Genomic DNA, 18,709 nt, shown 5'->3' with positions numbered 1-18,709 from the left:
CCGTCTGAATAACAGGATGGCCGGAATGCCTTTACTTGCTCCGCTCATCTCCGTCAACATACCCTTTTTCCTTTACCTGCTCGTATGCAGTCGTCAGGATGCCCTGAATAGCCTGCCCGCGGTCCCGCTTTCTCTTTTTAAATTCCTCGTACAGCGCTTCCCCCTCAAACCCTTCAGAAACAAGCGTTTTCAAAAGCATATCGGAAAGGTCGTCTTTCTTTGCTACAATTACCCCGTCCAGGTGAACGCTCAGATGATGAGTCAGATCATTTACGGACTTGACTGAGCAGACAAGTGTCGCAGGATCATTCGTTTTTTTCGTGATTGTCACTTCAGCCATAAAATGCTGATCTGCCTCTTGATACTCTTCAAAAAAGCGGCGCCACTTTTTATCCAGAACCGCTTCTACAAGCCAGTTCTTATTGGCTTCCTCTTTATTAATGATAAGGCCATCCACCAGCGGAATCTGTTTTCCTTTGAGTTCATCCTTACCATGCTCATCGTCAAACAGAACTGCAAGTGAACAGAGTTTAAAAGTTTTCATCGTTTTTTCCTCCCTGATCATGTGATTATGCGTTAAGCCGGAATTGTTCAACCGGCGGGTCACTGCTATGATAATACTGAATCGCTTTCCTGGCGGGACCTGGTCGGAAAGGGGCTGTCCATCGTGAAAAAAGAAGCGCTTATTACCGCACTGAAGCCGGCGGACTTCCCGCAACACAAGGGAGGTCTGTCCGTTTACAGCCTCTGCCCGGGAACAGTGTTTGTACCCGATGCGGAGAGTCTTGCACGTCTTGTAAAGCATTACGACAGAGTTTATCTGGATACGCTCCCGCTACCCAGCGGCCGGATCGCAGGTAAAAAAGAACTGCTTTTGTATGTAAAACACTATCTTGAAGCACTGGGCGAAGAGTATGAAACTGAAATCATTTTTCTTTCTGCCTGCACGGCGTCGGTCGGGACCCGCAGCAGGTCTTGCGGAGGGAAAGCAACATCAGTCCAGATGTACCGGCCCTCTGTTTTCACTGCCAGCCTCGATCATATAAGACATTACGGGGCATGGCTCGAAAAAAAATCCCTCCATACCGTTTCAGCAGCAGTCACTGATACTCATTTTACTATATCTTCCGCCGGTTTGCCTTTAATTACAATGAAAAGGGCGGCAGTTGACGGGAACCCCGGAGAAGGGCTGTACCGGATCACCGGGGGGCTTCTCGTGAAAAAATGAACCAGAGCGGTTATTTCCATTTTTTACTCGACCGGAAAGAAAATAGAGTATACACAGCCCTGACATTCTTTTCACCGGCCCTGTGGCACCCTTTGTACCTGCTTACACAGGCACCGCTGCACGAGATTGTCATGAAACGGTTTGCTGCAGAACAAGAGGCTTAGGATAAGAAGCTCCACTTGACGCCGTCCGTTCGTTTTCTGCGGCGATGCCGACAAGCCTCATCGGCTGAGCCTGCGGGTTCCAACCCGGCCTCCATTGCCGCAGGAGTCTCACTGCCTGCGTGCAACAACACAAGTACCAGGTGAACAATTTCATGCCCGCAGAAAGCGTCAGCCTGCAGCGTAAAAACAACACTCTTTTTAGAGGAGCGTATTAAAACGGACCTGATTGAAAGTCAATCAAGTCCGTCAGGCAGGTCTGAATCGGTCATGGCGACAGGGGCATTTTCAACACGGTCAAATCCCTGTTCCAGCTCCTCATACATTCTGATCCCTTCTGCTGAAAGCACAAAGGATCCGGCAGGGGCGAAGTAATAAAGAGGAAACGGTTCCTCATTTACTTTCAGTTCCCCGGCTTCCTGGATCGGAAAAGCGGTAAAAAACCGGTCAACAACCTTGAAGGCAACCGCAAAAATAAAGGCGGATGAGAGGTGCTCTCTGCCTATCTCTTCAGCATTTATGTCCGTTAGCATCCGGTAATAGGTCCGCCACCTTGCTTCCTCCATTCTTCCCGCCGCTGTATGTGGAGATACAGACCGGATCGATATAAGACTGAATAGTGCGGCGAGAAAGACAGCTATTCCTGAAAATGGGTGGAAAAATAAGAAAACACTTCCTGTTAGAATGCCTGCTGCCCCTGTACCGGCCAGAATCATTCTCGGGAGACTAAGAGGCCGGTACAGATCAAAGGCTTTCATAGAGGCAATAGTCTGTTTTTCCCATTCATAAAGGTCTTGAAGATACTGCTCCATCTTTTGTTTGTCCCCTGTAAAGCCGGCCAGATCATCAACATGGAAGTGGCCATCCCGGCCGACCCGGTACAAAAGCCAGTCAAGAAGGTATCTTTCATCCTCCGTCAAAGGTTCATGCTCCTTGTCCGGACGGGAGTCTGAAAACCGGTGATTCCCTCCGGTATGATCATACTCCAGTTTTACTGCACCTTTATAAGCAGCATGGAGCAGACCTGCTGTAACATCATTTGATGAAAGACCTCGCCTGGATAGAAGTTTTACTGCCATGGCCGGGCTGAGCCGTGTTTCTTCGAGGCTGCCCAGCAGCTTCTCTCTTTCTCCTTCAAAAGCAAAAGGGTCTGTTTTCTTCTTGTTTTCAACAGTCCTCACCGTTACCACGATAAGGATAATCGCTGCAGACAGAATCCATGCGGCAGTAATCATATCAGCCTCCCCTTCCTGTTTCTTGTCCCTTTTCTAATATGGTACTAAATCACTGGTTTTTAAAAAAGTACAAGCCCTTGTGTGCCTGTACTTTTTATTAGGATATTCTCTGCTTCCTGACCGTTCGAATCCGTCTGCTGCTTACTTCCTGCTGCACAAAGAACAATAGCAGCATGGCACAGTAGGCAAGATACCCTGCCAGCAGCCAGGAAACGAAACTCCCCTCCGCATCTCCGGCCCATACAGGAGCACTGAGAAGTGAGAGAAGCCAGACCATGGAGGTATTTCCGAATACACAGGACCAGAAATATGATCTGCTGCCGATCGGCGTAAAAGCCGCTGCAGCAGAGATAATATTACTCGGAAACACAGGAACACTTCTGAGCACAATGATCATCATGACGCCGTATTTTTTTATCCAGCGGTAGTATTTTTCGAATTTCTCCTCATTTTTCTCCTGCACTTTCCGTACCCATCCTACATTGAAATAGCGGACGATATAAAAGCACGCTAATGCCCCGGCCACAGTGCCAGCCAGACTGAAAATACTTCCCCAGAAAAAACCGAACGCAAGATTATGCACCACGATTACAAGAAGTACCGGAAAAAGAGTAAAAATATTCTGAACAATCATAAGCGGTATTGTCACTGCAAGAAGAAAAGGGCCCCACTGTTCAAACAGCGTATCTGTAAAGAATTCTGTATTGCTGTTTCTTGCTGCAGTGACAAAATCGGTTTGCCACAACAGGGCAAGAGCAGTCAGAAGCAGCGCAAAAGCGATCCATTTTTTCATTTATACTCTCCTCTTCAGCCTCGCCTTCATGTTCATTATACCTCAGTACACCCGGCCGGTACACCGTGAACGGTTCCCGGGGCCGAATCCATTTTTAAAACGGTCCATCTGCTATGAAGGTAACCAAACCGAAAAGCCGGGCAGAAAACCTGCCCGGCATCCTATCGTATATTACATCAGCCAGTCACGCTCGTAAAGAAACGATGGATCAAGGTCGATAAAAATAAATTCATTTTCTCCCAGAGGATAGGAATAGGTTCTGATCAGTTCATTGGTTTCGATATCCCTGTACATGTCAGAGAGTATGCCTGCCTTGCGTCCTTCCATCTGCGCAAGGTTTTCAAGAAAATAAGAGCGCCAGCTCCAGTTCTTTCCTTTTGCCTCTTCCTGTGAAGTCCAGCCCGACTGGATGTCCTTAATCCAGTTACAGGTGAGCTGATAGCCGAACCGATCGCAGCTGTACACTCTAAACGCCATAGCAGAGAGCGCTTTTGCCACCTGGACCGCCCGGTGATCTTTACCTGCATTTAGCGGAAGGTCTTTTTCCAGGCGGATGAGTTTGGTGTCCACCTCCAGTACAAAAGCAATCTGGTCCTGAAGCCGCCTGTTTTCCCGAACAATAAAAGATTTGATTTTTTCTTTAAATGACGGTGTCATGGCTTCCGGACTGACCCACTTATCCGCCGGTCTCATCAGATAATTCCCTTCCATGAACTGCCCTCCGTGACGCCAGGCAAGATAGAGATGATGAAAATCCTCAATTCCTTTAAACATAAGCGAAGCACCGATTTTCTTTGAAAAAACGGCCAGCGCGTCAAGCACATTTCTGTAATCAAAGGCAGACTCATGATTTCCGATTTCCATGAGATCAATTTTCAGCAGGTCGGGTTCGAGCTTGGACAGAAGGTCAAGATCGCTTCCGTGCCTTCCCAGATCATCGATGGCTACTTTCAACCCGCTCGTCGTAAAAAACTTAAGCAGGTGGCCAAAGCTTTCCGGATCTCCTTTGAAATCATTCTGCCTGAACTGAAGCACAATTTTACTTTTACTGAGCCCCTGGTCTTTGAAGGAATCAATAATGGCCAGAAACTGCTCATGGACATCCAACTCATAAAGCACACCGGCATGCACATTTAAAAACAGAAAAGGCGCGCCGGGACTGTTTACATAACAGGAAAAAGCCTGCTCATAGATTCTCTGGTCAATTTCCCACTTATACTCAGCAGGCACCAGAGGGTCCCTGAAAAAACCTCCCAGCGGCTCCGTTCTCTCTTTGTTTTTCAGCATTCCCAGCACTTCATATCCATTAACTGCATGAGCGTCAGAGCTGATGACAGGCTGATAAAAAGCTGCTGCGTGTTCTTTTTTCTGAATCACTTCCAATGGATCCATCTGACATTTCCCCTTCGTGCATCTTTACTTTAAAATTATAGCACGTTGAAGAAAAAGAGCGTATGAATTCTCTGAAAAAGAACAGACCCGGGGGATTAATCCCTGCGGGCCTGTGCGTTACCTGGTGCGAATGGCACTGAGAAACTGATCTGCTTCCTTATGCGGAAGCTTGGTGATCCCAATTTCCTCCCCATCCCGCCCGAAAGATTCATGATGAAAATCCGAGCCGCCGGTCCGGAGAATCGTACGACCTGTTTTCTCTTCAATACGGTCGGCAAGACGGCAGAAGCGGGCGATCGTTTCTTTTGAATGATCACGATGATAAACCTCGATCCCATCCAGTCCATTATATACTGCCCATTCCGCTATTTCGTCATCAAGGTTGTAGAATACCGGATGCGCTACGATGGCAACCCCCCCGGCACTCTGGATCACATCAATCGCCTGCTCAGGCGAGAGCTCTTCTTTTTTTTGGACGTAGAGCGGCTTTCCATATCCTACATACCGCTTAAAAGCGTCTGACACATTTTCTGCGTAGCCTTTATCAACGAGTGCTTTTGCCATATGGGGCCTCGAGTACGTATGACCTGTTACATGGACAAGAACATCCGACCATTCCACGTTGATTCCGAGGCTTCGGCATTTCTCAATCATTTCAGCCATACGGCCTTTGCGCATCCTTCTGTAGTAGGCGATCGTTTCCTGAAATTCCGGGTCCTCCGCATCAAAGTTGTAGCCGAGAATGTCCACGCTTCTGCCGCTTTTCGATCTGGTGCTCAGTTCAATCCCTGAAACGAAACGGATTCCGTGCTGATCAGCATACTTCCGGGCGGCCACAAGCCCCCCTGTCGTGTCATGATCCGTAAGAGACACCATCGTCAGCCCTCCGTCGGCACATTTCTGCATCAGTGCTTCAGGGTCGTATCCCCCGTCTGAATAGGTGGAATGCATATGAAGGTCCGCTTTCATTGGAAGCCCCCTTCCTACTGCCACCATTTATCGTAGACCGTCACCGGCAGCTGGCGTTTGTGGGCCGTCTGGTCATAGCGCTGCTCCAGGTTTTCACGGCTGCCGCTGCTGATATCATTTCCTTCCAGATAATCGTCAATTTCTTCGTACGTAATTCCGAGCGCTTCCTCGTCCGGAAGGAGCGGCTGGTCATCCTCAAGATCAGCTGTCGGTTTTTTCGTATAAAGGCGCTCAGGAGCACCTAGTGACTTAAGAAGAGCTTTACCCTGGCGTTTGGACAATCCGAACAACGGTGCCACGTCACAGGCGCCGTCCCCGAACTTTGTGTAAAAACCGGTCACGGCTTCAGCAGCATGATCCGTACCTGCAACGAGACAACTGTAATGGGCGGCCAGGTCGTACTGAACTTTCATACGTTCACGAGCTTTCGTATTGCCCTTCACAAAGTCACTCATTTCTTCCCCTGTTGCTTCCTTAAACTGTTCAAAAGAGGCAACTACTGCCGGCTTAATGTTCACCGCTTTTACGTTGTACGGTTTGATAAAGTCCAGCGCCAACTGGGCGTCGTCCTCATCCATCTGGGTGCCGTGCGGCAGGCGGACGGCATAAAACGTATAGCGGTCTGTGGATTCCTCTTCATTCAGTTCAGACATGGCGAGCTGAATGAGCTTGCCAAGAAGCGATGAATCCTGTCCCCCGCTGATGCCGAGTACATATCCCTTTGTACCTGACTTTTTCGTGTAGGCCTTCAGGAAATCAATCCGCTTGCGCTTTTCCTCTTCCAGATCAATTTCCGGTTTCACTTTCAGTTCATGAATAATTTCATCTTGTTTTTTAATCATGTTCTCATCCTCCAGATCAGATTGGTTTTCAGCTGTCAGAAGCAGGAGTCAAGGCATGTCTGAACCTCTCAAGCTGGCCGGTTCTGCCTTCCGCTCTAAGAATACGGACCGCATTTTCCCCGAGGAGATCAAAATGAGGCAGGCCTTCGCGGTGATGAATCCATTCTTTTTTCAGGCCGTACTGCTTTCCCCAGTTCACAAGCCGGGCTGTATCAGCACATCCTGCTTTTGTAACGGTTTTATACTGGGGGAACCGTTCATCATACCAGTAGTGGGTAATGATGGCAATTTCGCCCTTCTGGGCCTCTTTTTTAAATTGCTCAAGTTCTCGCCGGCTGATGCCAAATGCCACGGTGCCCATCCTCCTTTGCAGTCTGTTTTTATTTTAGTTTGTCCTCTATGAAAGAATCAATCATTTTGCCGTCTGTTCCCAATTTTACGGCTCTTCGGTAAAACATCCGGGAAGATTGAAGAAATCACAGACTAAAGAAAAAGGCAGGAGCACCGGCTCCTACCTTCTCTGTTACCCTGTTATGGACAAAATTAATAGTCGCCGCGCTCACGATCGCCTTTTTCATCGGCAATCTCAGCCTGAAAGCTCTGAATGCTTTCTTCACGGCGCTGGTTTTTTTCCTTAATTGCCTGGCGATCTTCCTCTTTCAGATCGAGATTATCAGCCGTTTCCTGAGCTGCTTCCATGTTTTCACGCGTGTTTTCCACCATCTGTTCAAGCTTTTCTGCGTTGTCCTGGCGGTTATCCGGTTTTGGCTTCATTATCATCGATTCCTCCTTCAAAAAAGTACTGTCTTATTTTGCAGAGGAAAAGTTATTTTATTCATGGTTATCACCGGATGTGCTCACTTTCACACAAAGCGCCGCACGTTCGTTTAACAAATTCCGTTATACAAGTGATTCACGGTATAGGTCTGTCAGATCCGGTTGTGTTTCGGAAAGAAGATCTTCAAAAATTCCCCATCCGTTCGCTTCGATAAAGTCAGCTTCCGATGCTGTTATAGGAATGAGCCACATCATGTTGTACCGCACTCCGGCTTTTGTCTCGTACACTCGGAACGGTTCGTTAAAATACACCGGCAGCGTAACGTAAAATGCTTCCATGTCACAGCCTTCAAACATGGGACCAAATGGTCCAATCACGTTTCCCCTGAAATAGGGTGTATGGCTGTTTAAAGCCATTAAGGCCGTATTCTGCAGTATAAAAGGAATCTCAGGATGATCAAACAAGGCATCTGTCAGGAAAATAAGCTCCTGATGAATCAATTCACCCGATTCACCGTCTGTTAAGGCTTCCAGGCTCAAACCGAGGGTTGAGTAGGACTTCGCCCCGGGCATTGGCCCCCCCTCGTACATGACAACCTGAAAAGGGAGCCTGTGCCCCTGCTGATTCTGATGCCAGCCGCATTCAATTTTGCCCATATGCTTTTCCAGAAAATTGATAAACGTATCCATCTGTGCACCCGCTCCCGGTGTTACGATTTCTTTTTATTGCGCTCATAGGCCTCATGCCATTCAGGAAAATGTTTTTTGACTGAGATGGGCCTAAAGGATTCTTTCTTTACACACGCATGTTCACTAAATCCGGTTACACACACATCTCCTGCCTGATTCCTGATTTCGTAGCCGTATGTAATCCGGATACCGGTATACGCCTCAATCCACGTAAGCACCGTCACATCTTCACCATAAAGTGCCGGAGCTTTGTAGGACAGATTAATACTGGTTACAGGAGACAGGATTCCGGAGTTCTCCATATCTGCATACCGGAATCCCAGTTCCTCGATCAGTTCTGTTCTCCCAATTTCGCACCAGACCAGATAATTCGCATGGTACACCACGCCCATCTGGTCTGTTTCTGCATATCTGACAGTGATCCTTGATTCGGTCGTTAACATTTAGCTCTCTTCTCCCCTTATCTGAATAAGTGTCGTAAAATCGTCGGCTTTAAGAGTGGTAAGTGTTTGTTCATCAGGCACGGCAGCAGAATCTGACAGGATCCTGTAGGAATGATGCTGAATGGCATCCTCCACCGCATCCTTCATTGCACGACCGTTTCCTGCTGGTCTGACAGCGTCAATCCGGTTTTGAATCTCTTCAACGGCTCCTTCTTCAAGCCTGTAGCCGAACCGCTCTATATAATACAGAAGAATGTCAAGCAGCTCTTTCGGTGAGTAGTCCGGAAACAGAATGGTTTTTTTAAACCTTGAAGCGAGTCCTGGATTGCTTTTGATCAATGCTTTCATCGGCTCCGGATAGCCGGCAAGGATCACAACCAGATTTTCCTCATGCTTTGTCATTTCTTCAACCAGCGTGTCCACAGCTTCCTTGCCAAAATCACCAGGACCTCCGGAGAGGAGGCTGTATGCTTCATCAATCAGGAGAACCCCACCGAGGGCTTCACGGATCTTCTTTTTTGTTTTCCCTGCTGTCTGGCCTGTGTAGCCGCTAACAAGATCACTTCGACCGGCGACAACGAGATGGCCTCTTTTAAGCAGGTCAAGTTCGTAGAGAATTTCAGAGAAGATTTTCGCTACTGTTGTTTTCCCGGTACCGGGATTCCCCGTAAAAAGGCTGTGGAGCTGAACAGGCACGGAAGGGAGTTGTTTTTCCCTTCTCATCTTCTGAACTTTCACAAACGAGGCAAGGGTTCTCACTTCTTTTTTTACACTCTCAAGACCAATCAGTTCCCCAAGACGCTCCTCCGGGGTGCCGGTTCTTTCCTCTTCCTTGTCACCTATATGAAAATCGTCCTTTTCAAGAACAGTAAAGTCTTTTCTTGTATACGACTCTTTAGCAGCAGCCCGTGCTCCTTTTTTAAATACCGCATTTAACACGATGTTTCGTGCCGAGCGGGCATTGCCGAAACTGTCGTCCACCTGTTCTTTTTCCAGACGATGCCTGAAAGCCGGCAGGGCCTCCTCCGTAAGGGAAAAGTCATTGTCGAGCGCCACATGCTCCCCGATTTCAAGCAGTTCATTGATGGAATAATCGGGCAGGTGAATGTGATTGTTCTCCGGGAAGCGGCTCCGCAGTCCTGGATTGCTCCATAAAAACCGGCGCATCTCTTCCGGATATCCTGCAAGAATAACAGCAAATGAGCCGGCAAATTCTCCTCCGGTCATAGCGGAAACGAGGGTATCGACGGCTGTCTGGCCATAATCGGTTCCGCTTGAACCCTCGCGCTTCAGGCTGTACGCCTCATCTATAAAGAGCACACCACCTGCAGCTTCCTTTATGACATTCATCGTTTTCTCCTCCGTCTGCCCGAGGTAGGAACCGACAAGGTGAGAACGGTCTACCTCGGTCACATGCTCACGGGGAAGAACGCCGAGTTCATGATAGATCCGTGCAAGAAGCCGGGCAATGGTCGTTTTCCCTGTTCCCGGATTTCCGGTAAGAATCATATTCAGACTTTGTTCATCCTGAAATTGAAACCCCTGTTCCTTTCGTTCTTTCTGATAAACAAGATACCGGTAGTAGCTGCGGACCCTTTCCTTTACTTCCTTTAATCCGACCATACTGTGGAGATCACGCAGGGCTGTCGGCTCGTCCTCTTTTCTGAGAGTGTCTTTACGGATCTGTTCCCATTCGGCAGCGAGCTCTTCAAGGACAGCGACAGCCTCCTTGACCCTTTTTAGATGCTCTTTTGAATGATAGATACCGGAGATGCTTTCCCGAAAAGAATTAGATGCGTCCTGAAGATGCTGGACAGCATCTTTGGCTCTCTCAAGAAAGGAGAGCACCTTGCCACTGAAGGCATAAGCTTCATAGTCACTGACAATCTGGGCATTTTCATCAAGTCTTGAAGCCCGTTTCAGCAGTTCCGGTTCACGGCTTAAAAATTCCCGAGCTGTTTGAAGATACTGTTCAACTACTGCTTTTTTTGCATGGCTGTGATCTGTTTCCCTGATTTTTGCGAAACGGTTCGGTAACAAATCTGTCATCAGTGATGCATAATCAAGATTGCGGAACAGTCCGGCTACATACGCATCCTTTGGAAGCATGGAAGCAGCCTGCTCAGCCCACTTGGCTGTTTTATCATCTTCTTCCTGCTTTCTGGCATACCTCGCCCTTGCTGCCAGGGTATACAGATACGCAAGCTGTTTCCTGCTTCCTTCGTCTGATGGGCTTTCTGCATCCTGCTCTTCGGTAACATATTGGATCAGCCTGACAATCTCTGTTTCCTTCAGCAGGTGATCAGGCTTATCAAGTAATTCGCTGATTCTTTCATCAACCGCCAGGCGGTTGGTACGCTCACGTTCCATCCATGGTCCCCCGCTTTCTTTCCCGTTTATTGTATCATTCTTCCTGATGATTTTCTAAACCGGGACAGTAGCCTGATTTCTTTTCCTGCATATGATGAAGCAACAAACAGAGGGTAGGGATGAGTGTGGGGAAAAAGAAGAAATATACTGCAGCAGAGGCTTCATTGAAATTTCAGCATACGATGAAGATGGTTCTGAGTGATAAGTGCGAAGCCTGCACCCAGCAGTGCACGCGGGGAATTGCCTATATGGAAAAAATGCGGAAACCCGGTGCAATTGGAAAAGGGGTACCCTGTCATCTGACAAAGGGAAAAGCATCAAAATAACCCCCGTATGGAAGAAAAACGAGCAGCCCGGTCAAACAGGCTGCTCGTTTTGGGTTAATGTCTGAGCCGGCGAATGTATCTCCGGATCTCACTTTCATAAGCTTGTGCATCACAGGGCAGGTTTTCTGCCCGGGCTTTTTCTTTAATCGATTTCAGAATCAGCTCCAGCTCTTCTTTGAGTCCGTCGGCCCTGAAACCGTCATCAATGTACTTTTTCACCCTGCTGTAGTAAGCAGTCAGTTCCCGAAAAGTAAGGTGTTCATAAGGCATAGTCTCGTCACACTTTCATAAGGGAATAGGATGATTCAGTCTATTCGTGATCCCTTATTTTGTGACCTTACGATCGCGCTGCTTTGTTTTTCCGGTTCAGCCAGAGTGGTCTGGTATATGTTCCGATTGTGACACCGGTCAAAACAAACAGGGCTCCGGCAAGATGTGCCCAAAGAAGAGGTTCGTCAAGAAAGACGACCGCAAGAATCACGGCTGAAACCGGCATCAGATTTATGAAAAGGGAAGCTTTGGCAGCGCCGATGATTTTTATGCCCTGGTAATACATAAGAAAGCTCACTACCGTAACGATGATGCTCATATGAAGGATCGCTGTCCAGACACCCCAGTCTGCCTCCGCCACCTGCGTCCAGCTCGTTTCCAGGAGGGCAAACGGAAAAAGCATTACTGTACCGAATACCACAGCCCAGGTGGTACAGACAAGCGATGAAAATTTCCTCAGTGCGACCTTGCCGAGGACGCTGTACAGAGCCCAGCAGACAACGGCAAACAGAAGAACAAAATCGATCGGCTCAAGACCGTGACGCGCCGCAGCAAGAATATCACCGTTTGTAATTATAATGACTGCTCCTGTAAGGGCAAGGACCAGCCCGGCAATATTGCGCCCGGTGATGGTCTCTTTAAGAAAAAGACCTGAAAGCAGAATGATCAGCACCGGATTTGATGCAATAAAAAGCGAGCTTTTGGCGATCGGGGCATATTTGGCAGCTGTAAAAAAAGCAATGTTATAAATGGCTATGCCGGTGAGACCCAGAAGGGCAAAAAGCCCCCAGTCTTTTAAGGATGGCCGCGGTCTGTCCTTCTCCAATATGTACATAAGAGGCACAAGGATGATGGCAGCAAAAAAGAACCGTAAAAAAGCTACTGTTACCGGATCAAAGGATTCTGTAGCGAACCGGCCGGCTACAAAAGCGCTTCCCCACGTACTGGTGGAAAAAGCGAGCATCAAATAGACCGGCCATAAACGTGTAGGCTGCAGGGACATGAGACTATCAACTCGCTTCACAATTATTCGATAATCGAAATATACACGAAATGAAGCTGTTTGAACAGCCTTAAACGGTTGTTTGTGCAATTTCACACTAATTGATTTCCCGATTTTGAAACTCGTAGTATACTGAATGCATTGAATGTAAAGGAGCCTTTGATTTATGCTGCGGAAAATTACGGTTACGCTTTTTTATCTTGGCGTTGCTTTTATTATTTATCTGGTTCACGAACCCCTCCTGGCCTGGATTGGCAGCACGGACCGTTCCTATGCGCCTTTGACTGCCATTGTTGCCACCCTTATGTCCTTATTCCCGGTGATTCCTTATCCGATTGTAGGAGGGGTGATCGGTGCTGCCTACGGACCGGCACTCGGGGGGCTGCTCATCTGGATCGGATCATCCCTGGCTTCTGTGATCATGTTTGCCATTGTCAGGTACGGCTACCAGGACTGGGGAAAAAAGATTCTTCACAAGTACAAGTATCTCGAAAAGCTTACGGTTCTTTTTGAACGAAATGCGTTTGTTACGATTACACTGCTTCGGATGATACCGGTCATTCCGTCTATCATCATTAATGTTTACGCCGCTCTCAGCCGTGTGAGGTTTCTTTCCTATACAGCAGCGTCCTCGCTGGGAAAAATCCCGAGCATGATCCTCTTTGCCCTGATCGGTCATACAATTGTCACGGATCCAGGGGAACTGCTCGTGATGGCGATTGTTTACGCCACTTTCCTGATCGTGATGTATGGCATGTACCGTGTCTGGAAAAAAAGAGCCGAGCAGAGATTCCGGCTTGAACACGGCGAAGATCCACGTTCCTCTTAATTAATGGCTCTGTTAAAGTTCTGTGCTGATTTTTATTAATCGTTTGATTGAAGCGAACTCGCGATACTCCTGCGGGAACAGAGCCGGCTGAAGACCCCGCAGGGACGAGCGGTTACTTCACGAGTATGCTCCGAGTTGCTACAACGCAGATGCTTCGAAGCGAAACGAGCAGAGGAAGAAGCATGGTTCCCGAGGAGGCTGAAGCGGTGTCCGCGGATAATCGCAGTGAGCGTAAATCAAATAACAATACTCTTTAACAGAGCCTAATTAATAATAACCACATGGGGAGAGACCGAGGCGAAAGAGTAGAGACTGGGTTAAAACTCAGCTAAATGGAAGGACCCTCACCGACGGTGAGGGCCTTTTGCTTTGGAAAGTAGCTTGAAGAGGAAGAAGCAGGAATTTTCCCGAGGAGGCTGAGGCGATGCCCGCGGAAATCGTCCGCCTGCAGCGTAATATTACAACAACATTTACGAAAAGAGCTTCTTATAAGGACCTCTCTTTATTTCCGTTTAATATAAAATCCGCTGACTCTTCGAACACAGTCGTACGCCAGCGCTCCGAGAAGACCGCCAGTCGTATTGAGAATCACGTCGTCAACGTTTGCCACTCTGTAGGTAAAATAATATTGATTTACCTCTATAGCGATACTTGCCAAAAGCGCCATAAAAGCGACCGGCAGCACACCGAGGTAGCTTCTCCGCCATCTTCTGTACACTAACGGAAGAAGAAAACCAAACGGAACAAACATAATGATATTACCGATCAGGATTCTGACAGGCACCATTGGGTCAGCACTGTAAGTGTAGATATTATAAATACTTAAAAACGGCACGACGTTCAGGTTTCTTCCGTCCTCCCCGGGTGGGGAATAGGAAGACCCGTAATTCCAGGCAAGAAATGTTACGTAAAATACCGCTCCCAGGTATAAAAGAAAAAGGGCGGTTACAAAAAAACGCCGGTTTTTGGGTTTTGACCCGGCTGAGTCTTTTAATGATGTCTGATGGTCTCTGGCTGTCATAGTCCCACTCCCTGCATAATACCGTTCTTCCATTATCTTATGAGGCAGAGGCGGTGACAAGCCCTTTAATTTTACGATTTGACTACAAAAAGAAAAAACCTGCCGTTCGTTCGGCAGGTCCATTTCTTCAGCCTTTTGGAGGAGCGTAGTCAGGCTGTTCATTACTCTTCGTGTTCATCTGCTTGCCTTTATTGGAATCACTTTTTCTCGGCTGTGTGTCCAGATGGTTTGGACGGTACTGATCGGATTTATGACTCACAGTTATTCAGCCTCCTTCCTTCTTAATATGTGCAGGAAGGAATCATGTATGCAGATTAAAGGGCGTCTCCAAGACGGTCCTGATGACGCTTATCGAGTTTAAGTTCGATCCGTTCCATTTCCTTTGGATCACTCATAAGCTGACGCTTGTTTTCACTGATCAGATCTTCAAATCGTCTTTTTTTCGTTTTTCTCATCTCATTCACCTCTGTAAATCATTATTGACCGTTAAGATACCCTTTCATACCTTGTCTTATGTGGAATTGCCGAGGATATGGTTCTGCTGTTCTTTCGTCAGCTTTTTGCTTACAAAAACAGTGCCTGCTTCGTCGAGCGTCATCAGAAAACAATCTTTCGGTTCTTTTAGGCTATGCTTTTCCAGCTGCTCATGAAGCCATTTCTTAGACCTTACCCGTTTCAGGTTCGCATCAATCACATGACCATCCTCAATTAACACAGTCGGATAGCCTTTTGACGGGATCTGCCTGCCGACATCCTCCGCTGTTGCAGGGTCTTTTCCTGATTTCTTTATGACGCTGATCTGCCCGTTTGATTCCAGTACCGCGTAATCCACTTCATTCAAATCGATGGCACTCTGGAGCCTCAGATCCATCATAAGTGATTCAATTGTTATTTTATTTTTCGATAACTCTTTATGAAGAATGGTGCCGTTTTTTATCAGGACGATCGGTTCGTCTTCAATCACTCTTCTCAAACGTGGAAGCTTAAGAGAAATCCATGATAAAAACAGATGTAAACCGGCGATCAGTGCTGCAGCAGCCAATGGCCCCGGGAGAGGGACATCACCTGCCGCAAGAGGTTCTCCGACAACGTCGCCGATAATAATACCGAAAATAAAATCGAGCGGGTTGATTGTCCCGATCGACCGCTGGCCGAGAATTTTTACAAGGAGAAATATATATGCGTATACGATGGCCGCTCGGATCAGAAATCCGTAAATGGGAAGATCCTCTGCTCCTTGCCAGAATTCAAACATTCACATCACCCGTTATGTACAGAATAGAAAAACCCCGGGGTCAAAAGCCGGAGTTTTTCATTTTTTACTGCCCCCGCTGAGGCTGGTCATTTCTCATTTTTTTCACTTCGTAATCTGCAAATGTTTCAAGCTCGGACGCATGATTTTCTTTGCCCTGCATCTTTGCGTTATTATTGCGCTGAGCATTCGCGTTACCCTTCTTTTGACGGCCCACCTTCATTCCCCCTTTACTGTCAATGCCTTTAGTATGTGTGATTTTGCGATTCTTATGTAATTCTGATTCTGTTATTACGGTATGTGAAATATTAAGACTGGCGCAAAAAACCTTCCGCCACTAGGACGGAAGGTTTTTGGATTCGTTCTTATTTTGTCTGCTTTGTTTTTTGAAGGGATCGGCGCAGTACCATCGGAAGAATGCCTCCGTGACGGTAGTAATCGATCTCAATTTCGCTGTCGAAACGGACGAGTGCTTCGAACTTGGTTTCTTTTCCTGTTTCAGGATGCTTCGCAGTAACTTTCACGTAACTGCGGGGCTCTACATCATTGGTAAGATCGACATCGAACTGCTCTTCCCCTGTAAGGCCGAGGCTGTCTGCTCCTTCGCCGTCTTTAAACTGAAGCGGTAGAACACCCATAAGAGCCAGGTTGCTGCGGTGGATCCGCTCAAAGCTCTGTGCAATGACCGTTTTAATGCCAAGAAGGTTGGTTCCTTTGGCAGCCCAGTCACGGGAGCTTCCCATACCATAGTCGTTTCCTGCAAGAACTACAAGACCTGCGTCCTGCTCTTTGTACTTCATGCACGCATCGTAAATGGACATCACTTCGTTTTCAGGCCAGTACGTTGTATATCCGCCCTCTGTTCCAGGAGCAAGCTGGTTCTTGATCCGGATGTTGGCAAAAGTACCGCGCATCATCACTTCGTGGTTACCGCGGCGTGAACCGTAAGAGTTGAACTGAGCAGGTGTAAGTCCTTTCTCAATCAGATATTTACCGGCAGGGCTGTCTTTCGCAATGGAGCCTGCCGGGGAAATGTGGTCCGTTGTGACAGAGTCACCGAGTTTTGCTACAGCCCGCAGACTGTTAAGCGGCTTCACATCTTCAGGCTCTTCGCTCATATCTTCAAAGAATGGCGGGTTCTGAATGTATGTGGATTCCTTATCCCACTTATACAGATCCCCTTCACTTGTCTGAAGCTTGTTCCAGCGCTCGTTGTCATCGAATACTTTCTCGTATTCGCGCTTAAAGAGTTCCGGTGCTACAGCCTCTTCCATCAGGCCTTTGATTTCTTTATGGGTCGGCCAAATATCCTTAAAGTATACATCCTTGCCGTCTTCTGTCTGACCAAGCGGTTCAGTATGAAGGTCGATATCGACTGTTCCTGCAAGGGCGTATGCCACGACAAGCGGCGGTGACGCCAGGTAGTTGGCCTTTACAAGCGGATGAATCCTTCCCTCAAAGTTACGGTTTCCACTCAATACAGAAGAAACAGTAAGGTCATTTTCTGCAATGGCTTTTTCAATTTCCTCCGGAAGCGGACCGCTGTTTCCGATACAGGTTGTACAGCCATACCCTACAAGATTAAAGCCCAGTTTATCCATATAAGGCATCAGGCCTGCATCCTCAAGGTAGCCGGTCACCACTTTGGATCCCGGTGCAAGGCTGGTTTTCACGTATTCAGGAACTTCAAGTCCTGCCTCTACGGCTTTCTTGGCTACGAGTCCTGCCCCGATCATGACGTGCGGGTTGGACGTGTTCGTACAGCTCGTAATCGCGGCAATTGTTACGGCACCGGTTTTCAGTTCGCTCTGTTTGCCGTTCGGGTGATCAATTGTAACGGACTTGTCGATTTCCTCGGGGCTGAGACCAAATCCCTGGTTGCCGACAGGTGCGCTGAGTGATTTTTTCCATTCCTGCTTCATTTGGGATAGTGGAATAAGGTCCTGTGGACGTTTAGGACCGGACAGGTTCGGCTCGATGGTATCGAGACTGATTTCCACTACAGTTGAGAAGCGTGGATCGTCCTTACCTGCTTCATAAAACATGTCATTCGCTTTGCAGTATGCTTCAACAAGCTTGACTTGTTCTTCTGAACGACCGGTAAAACGCAGATAGTTAAGTGCTTCTTCGTCAACAGGGAAGAAACCGCATGTCGCCCCGTATTCAGGAGCCATGTTCGAAATCGTTGCACGGTCTGCAAGCGGCATAGATGCAAGACCAGGTCCGAAAAACTCGACAAATTTGCCGACAACCTTTTTCTCACGGAGCACCTGCGTCACTTTCAGTGCAAGGTCTGTTGCCGTAGCACCTTCAGGAAGGGCCCCTGTGAATTTCACTCCCACAACTTCCGGCACCGGGAAATAGGATGGTTGCTGCAGCATACCCGCTTCTGCTTCAATACCGCCGACACCCCATCCAAGAACACCGAGTCCGTTAATCATGGTCGTGTGTGAATCAGTTCCGACAAGAGTGTCAGGATACGCCACATCTTCCCCGTCCTCATTCTTGCTTTCCTGAACAACATTGGCAAGGTACTCCAGGTTTACCTGGTGTACAATTCCGGTTGCAGGAGGAACAGCACGATAGTTATCAAGGGAACTCTGAGCCCAGCTCAGGAATTTATAGCGTTCTTCGTTTCTTTCAAATTCAAGCTCCATGTTACGAAGCAGGGAGTCTGCTCCGCCGAAATTATCAACCTGTACAGAGTGATCTACCACGAGATCGACCGGAATTGCAGGGTTGATTTCCTGAGGATCTCCGCCCATATCTGCCATAGCTTTACGAAGGGAGGCAAGATCGACGACTGCTGGAACGCCTGTGAAGTCCTGGAGAATGACACGTGCAGGCTTGAACGGCACATCAACCGTTTTCTGATCGCTTGTACCCCATTTTGCAAGGTTTTCCACGTGCTCTTCCTTAATGACTCTTCCGTCATGCTGGCGTAAAACGCTTTCCAAAAGGACTCTGACAGAGTAAGGCAGGTCGGAAACCTTTGCCACACCGGCATCTTCGATTGCTTTTACTTCATAGTAATAATACGTTTTTCCGTTAACTTCAAATGATTTCTTTGAATTGTATAAAGTGTTATCTTTCGACATATGTATACCC

At 47.7% G+C, this 18,709-nt stretch carries 22 protein-coding genes; 3 read left to right on the top strand and 19 right to left on the bottom strand.

Features of this window, described 5'->3' with window-relative positions; translation table 11 throughout:
* Window positions 1-31 precede the first annotated feature (31 nt).
* The gene (locus CR205_RS06045) at window positions 32-544 is read right to left on the bottom strand and encodes a YwpF-like family protein (protein ID WP_110517943.1); all 513 of its coding nucleotides are present in this window, start codon (window positions 542-544) and stop codon (window positions 32-34) included.
* A gap of 123 nt (window positions 545-667) precedes the next feature.
* Here CR205_RS06045 and CR205_RS06040 point away from each other — a divergent pair, with 123 nt between their 5' ends.
* Entirely contained in the window at window positions 668-1,228 is a 561-nt protein-coding gene (locus CR205_RS06040) for a hypothetical protein (protein WP_110517941.1), read from the top strand.
* Between the two features lie 397 nt (window positions 1,229-1,625).
* On the opposite strand, the gene CR205_RS06035 is transcribed toward CR205_RS06040, so the two are convergent.
* From CR205_RS06035 to CR205_RS05990, 10 genes are all read right to left on the bottom strand, one after another.
* Complete coding sequence (locus CR205_RS06035; protein ID WP_110517939.1) at window positions 1,626-2,624, bottom strand: DUF2207 family protein; 999 nt, start codon at window positions 2,622-2,624, stop codon at window positions 1,626-1,628.
* A 97-nt stretch (window positions 2,625-2,721) separates the two neighbouring features.
* The gene (locus CR205_RS06030) at window positions 2,722-3,417 is read right to left on the bottom strand and encodes a TVP38/TMEM64 family protein (protein ID WP_110517937.1); all 696 of its coding nucleotides are present in this window, start codon (window positions 3,415-3,417) and stop codon (window positions 2,722-2,724) included.
* A gap of 171 nt (window positions 3,418-3,588) precedes the next feature.
* Complete coding sequence (locus tag CR205_RS06025; protein WP_110517935.1) at window positions 3,589-4,809, bottom strand: EAL domain-containing protein; 1,221 nt, start codon at window positions 4,807-4,809, stop codon at window positions 3,589-3,591.
* Between the two features lie 117 nt (window positions 4,810-4,926).
* A complete protein-coding gene (locus CR205_RS06020) occupies window positions 4,927-5,778 on the bottom strand; it encodes a PHP domain-containing protein (protein ID WP_110517933.1) in 852 nt (283 codons plus the stop codon).
* A 14-nt stretch (window positions 5,779-5,792) separates the two neighbouring features.
* Window positions 5,793-6,620: an ammonia-dependent NAD(+) synthetase gene (gene nadE / locus CR205_RS06015; RefSeq protein ID WP_110517930.1), complete on the bottom strand. Its 828-nt coding sequence runs from the start codon at window positions 6,618-6,620 to the stop codon at window positions 5,793-5,795.
* 28 nt (window positions 6,621-6,648) lie between these two features.
* Entirely contained in the window at window positions 6,649-6,972 is a 324-nt protein-coding gene (locus CR205_RS06010) for a hypothetical protein (protein ID WP_110517928.1), read from the bottom strand.
* A 191-nt stretch (window positions 6,973-7,163) separates the two neighbouring features.
* The gene (tlp, locus tag CR205_RS06005; protein ID WP_110517926.1) at window positions 7,164-7,400 is read right to left on the bottom strand and encodes a small acid-soluble spore protein Tlp; all 237 of its coding nucleotides are present in this window, start codon (window positions 7,398-7,400) and stop codon (window positions 7,164-7,166) included.
* Window positions 7,401-7,520: 120 nt separating this feature from the next.
* A complete protein-coding gene (locus CR205_RS06000; protein WP_110517924.1) occupies window positions 7,521-8,087 on the bottom strand; it encodes a suppressor of fused domain protein in 567 nt (188 codons plus the stop codon).
* Window positions 8,088-8,107: 20 nt separating this feature from the next.
* On the bottom strand, window positions 8,108-8,530 hold the full coding sequence (locus tag CR205_RS05995; RefSeq protein WP_110517922.1) for an acyl-CoA thioesterase: 423 nt from the start codon (window positions 8,528-8,530) through the stop codon (window positions 8,108-8,110).
* Window positions 8,531-10,900 carry an AAA family ATPase gene (locus CR205_RS05990; protein ID WP_110517920.1) on the bottom strand — a complete coding sequence of 790 codons (2,370 nt, stop codon included), beginning with the start codon at window positions 10,898-10,900 and terminating at the stop codon, window positions 8,531-8,533. It abuts the gene before it with no gap.
* Between the two features lie 164 nt (window positions 10,901-11,064).
* Between CR205_RS05990 and CR205_RS20220 the strand changes: the two genes are divergently transcribed.
* Window positions 11,065-11,226: a hypothetical protein gene (locus tag CR205_RS20220; RefSeq protein WP_161524685.1), complete on the top strand. Its 162-nt coding sequence runs from the start codon at window positions 11,065-11,067 to the stop codon at window positions 11,224-11,226.
* A 54-nt stretch (window positions 11,227-11,280) separates the two neighbouring features.
* Here CR205_RS20220 and CR205_RS05980 read toward each other — a convergent pair whose 3' ends face one another.
* Both CR205_RS05980 and CR205_RS05975 read right to left on the bottom strand, forming a co-directional pair.
* On the bottom strand, window positions 11,281-11,496 hold the full coding sequence (locus CR205_RS05980) for a hypothetical protein (protein ID WP_110517916.1): 216 nt from the start codon (window positions 11,494-11,496) through the stop codon (window positions 11,281-11,283).
* Window positions 11,497-11,563: 67 nt separating this feature from the next.
* Window positions 11,564-12,499 (bottom strand): DMT family transporter, encoded by a 936-nt coding sequence (locus tag CR205_RS05975; RefSeq protein WP_236634707.1) that lies wholly within the window; start codon window positions 12,497-12,499, stop codon window positions 11,564-11,566.
* A 166-nt stretch (window positions 12,500-12,665) separates the two neighbouring features.
* Here CR205_RS05975 and CR205_RS05970 point away from each other — a divergent pair, with 166 nt between their 5' ends.
* Window positions 12,666-13,328 (top strand): TVP38/TMEM64 family protein, encoded by a 663-nt coding sequence (locus CR205_RS05970; RefSeq protein WP_110517913.1) that lies wholly within the window; start codon window positions 12,666-12,668, stop codon window positions 13,326-13,328.
* A 502-nt stretch (window positions 13,329-13,830) separates the two neighbouring features.
* On the opposite strand, the gene CR205_RS05965 is transcribed toward CR205_RS05970, so the two are convergent.
* The 6 genes from CR205_RS05965 to acnA all read right to left on the bottom strand — a co-directional run bounded on the left by CR205_RS05965 (window position 13,831) and on the right by acnA (window position 18,699).
* Entirely contained in the window at window positions 13,831-14,349 is a 519-nt protein-coding gene (locus tag CR205_RS05965; protein ID WP_110517911.1) for a VanZ family protein, read from the bottom strand.
* A gap of 127 nt (window positions 14,350-14,476) precedes the next feature.
* On the bottom strand, window positions 14,477-14,608 hold the full coding sequence (locus tag CR205_RS05960; RefSeq protein WP_407923545.1) for an acid-soluble spore protein N: 132 nt from the start codon (window positions 14,606-14,608) through the stop codon (window positions 14,477-14,479).
* Window positions 14,609-14,663: 55 nt separating this feature from the next.
* A complete protein-coding gene (locus CR205_RS05955) occupies window positions 14,664-14,804 on the bottom strand; it encodes an FbpB family small basic protein (protein WP_110517908.1) in 141 nt (46 codons plus the stop codon).
* Window positions 14,805-14,860: 56 nt separating this feature from the next.
* On the bottom strand, window positions 14,861-15,604 hold the full coding sequence (locus CR205_RS05950; protein ID WP_110517906.1) for a DUF421 domain-containing protein: 744 nt from the start codon (window positions 15,602-15,604) through the stop codon (window positions 14,861-14,863).
* A 64-nt stretch (window positions 15,605-15,668) separates the two neighbouring features.
* Window positions 15,669-15,818 carry a hypothetical protein gene (locus tag CR205_RS20410; protein ID WP_171051676.1) on the bottom strand — a complete coding sequence of 50 codons (150 nt, stop codon included), beginning with the start codon at window positions 15,816-15,818 and terminating at the stop codon, window positions 15,669-15,671.
* A gap of 148 nt (window positions 15,819-15,966) precedes the next feature.
* Window positions 15,967-18,699 (bottom strand): aconitate hydratase AcnA, encoded by a 2,733-nt coding sequence (acnA, locus tag CR205_RS05945; protein WP_110517904.1) that lies wholly within the window; start codon window positions 18,697-18,699, stop codon window positions 15,967-15,969.
* Window positions 18,700-18,709 lie beyond the last annotated feature (10 nt).

The sequence above is a fragment of the Alteribacter lacisalsi genome, from assembly GCF_003226345.1.
Taxonomy (GTDB): Bacteria; Bacillota; Bacilli; order Bacillales; family Salisediminibacteriaceae; genus Alteribacter; species Alteribacter lacisalsi.
This window is presented reverse-complemented; position numbering and strand designations above follow the sequence as displayed.

Coding starts and splice junctions, on each gene's coding strand:
- CR205_RS06025 (WP_110517935.1), bottom strand. CDS start 4,809: ATGGATCCATTGGAAGTGATTCAGAAAAAAGAACACGCAGCAGCTTTT.
- CR205_RS05965 (WP_110517911.1), bottom strand. CDS start 14,349: ATGACAGCCAGAGACCATCAGACATCATTAAAAGACTCAGCCGGGTCA.
- CR205_RS06020 (WP_110517933.1), bottom strand. CDS start 5,778: ATGAAAGCGGACCTTCATATGCATTCCACCTATTCAGACGGGGGATAC.
- CR205_RS05975 (WP_236634707.1), bottom strand. CDS start 12,499: ATGTCCCTGCAGCCTACACGTTTATGGCCGGTCTATTTGATGCTCGCT.
- CR205_RS05955 (WP_110517908.1), bottom strand. CDS start 14,804: ATGAGAAAAACGAAAAAAAGACGATTTGAAGATCTGATCAGTGAAAAC.
- nadE (WP_110517930.1), bottom strand. CDS start 6,620: ATGATTAAAAAACAAGATGAAATTATTCATGAACTGAAAGTGAAACCG.
- CR205_RS06000 (WP_110517924.1), bottom strand. CDS start 8,087: ATGGATACGTTTATCAATTTTCTGGAAAAGCATATGGGCAAAATTGAA.
- acnA (WP_110517904.1), bottom strand. CDS start 18,699: ATGTCGAAAGATAACACTTTATACAATTCAAAGAAATCATTTGAAGTT.
- CR205_RS05990 (WP_110517920.1), bottom strand. CDS start 10,900: ATGGAACGTGAGCGTACCAACCGCCTGGCGGTTGATGAAAGAATCAGC.
- CR205_RS06030 (WP_110517937.1), bottom strand. CDS start 3,417: ATGAAAAAATGGATCGCTTTTGCGCTGCTTCTGACTGCTCTTGCCCTG.
- CR205_RS05980 (WP_110517916.1), bottom strand. CDS start 11,496: ATGCCTTATGAACACCTTACTTTTCGGGAACTGACTGCTTACTACAGC.
- CR205_RS05950 (WP_110517906.1), bottom strand. CDS start 15,604: ATGTTTGAATTCTGGCAAGGAGCAGAGGATCTTCCCATTTACGGATTT.
- CR205_RS06035 (WP_110517939.1), bottom strand. CDS start 2,624: ATGATTACTGCCGCATGGATTCTGTCTGCAGCGATTATCCTTATCGTG.
- CR205_RS06045 (WP_110517943.1), bottom strand. CDS start 544: ATGAAAACTTTTAAACTCTGTTCACTTGCAGTTCTGTTTGACGATGAG.
- CR205_RS05970 (WP_110517913.1), top strand. CDS start 12,666: ATGCTGCGGAAAATTACGGTTACGCTTTTTTATCTTGGCGTTGCTTTT.
- CR205_RS05995 (WP_110517922.1), bottom strand. CDS start 8,530: ATGTTAACGACCGAATCAAGGATCACTGTCAGATATGCAGAAACAGAC.
- tlp (WP_110517926.1), bottom strand. CDS start 7,400: ATGATAATGAAGCCAAAACCGGATAACCGCCAGGACAACGCAGAAAAG.